This is a genomic window from Bifidobacterium sp. UBA6881 (assembly GCA_002451435.1).
GTDB lineage: Bacteria > Actinomycetota > Actinomycetes > Actinomycetales > Bifidobacteriaceae > Bifidobacterium.
Window position 1 is genome coordinate 1 of sequence record DKCF01000028.1, and the last position, 1,209, is coordinate 1,209.

A 1,209-nucleotide genomic window follows, 5' to 3' on the forward strand; every position below is an offset into this window, starting at 1 on the left:
CGAGTTGTTCTTGTAATAGAAGAGATTGAACCCATGTGCCTTCAGTTCTTGCGCGATGGCGTTTTCGTACAGAGCTCCGTAATTGATGTCGGTGCGGTCGTTGAGCAGGTCGCGAATCACATCCATGCCGCACATGCAGGTGAGCAGTCCCACATCGTTGAGAAACAGCTTGAACAGACGTGAGTTCATGGAAAGCATGAGTGGGTATCGGGGTTCATCCACGTTGTATACGGGCAATGCCACGCCCGCATCGGCCAGCCAAAGGAATCGGTCCTCTTCGCGCGACAATCTTGTACCTTTGGACACCTGCGTGATGCGGAATCGTTTGTTTTGCTGGCTCAGCTCCGCCGGAACCAAATCAAAGATTCGGCGTATGGCGCGCGCGTCTGCGAGATTGTCCGCGTACTGCGAGATGTCCCGTCTGTACTGGTCTACGATGGACTGCTGCTGCAAGCGTAGTTGCTGCACGTTATGGGTCTTGACGAATGCGTCTACCGCTGCAGGCATGCCGCCGACGATTAGGTATTCGTGGAACAGGTCGGTCATGCGCTGATGGATGGCGGGATTGACCTGACGGCGATTCCTGAATGCGTCGGCGACCTCTTCTAGCGCCTGATTGGAAACGCTCCGAGCCATGCAATATTCTTCGAAGTCCAATGGATACATGGTGAACGAGTCGAGGAATCCCACCGGTACGGATCTGATTCCACGCAATCCGGTACCCAGTAGCGAGCCGGAAAACACGTAGTCGTATTGCCCATAGCGTTGCACCAAAAACTTCACCATGGTGACGACATCGGGACAGGCTTGTACTTCATCTAGGAAAACAAGAGTCTTACCGGGTATCAACTCATCCTGCGCGAACGCGGCGATTGCCATGAACAAGTCATCGGCGGTATTGGCTTTTTGCACGGCTGACAGGGCTTCGGGATTGTCGATGAAGTTCAGTTCCACCAGGTGTTCGTAATATGTGCGTCCGAACTCCTCGATTACGGTGGTTTTGCCGACCTGTCTTGCGCCGTCGACGAGCAGGGCTTGCGTGGTTTTGCCGCGCTTCCATGCGGCCAGTCTTTCCAACGCTTTGCGACGCAGCATCATACCCTCCTGTACAATTATAGAGCTGGTTTTCTATTGATTTTGTACAATTATAGAGCCTATATCGAGATGAAAATGTCGCATTATAGAGCTTTTGCGTCGAATGAAACATTT

At 52.5% G+C, this 1,209-nt stretch carries 1 protein-coding gene; it reads right to left on the minus strand.

Annotated elements, in window-relative coordinates; translation table 11 throughout:
* Positions 1 to 1,098: ATP-binding protein (locus tag B3C64_RS02070; protein ID WP_349679946.1), on the minus strand; the 1,098-nt coding region annotated here is incomplete at its 3' end.
* Positions 1,099 to 1,209 lie beyond the last annotated feature (111 nt).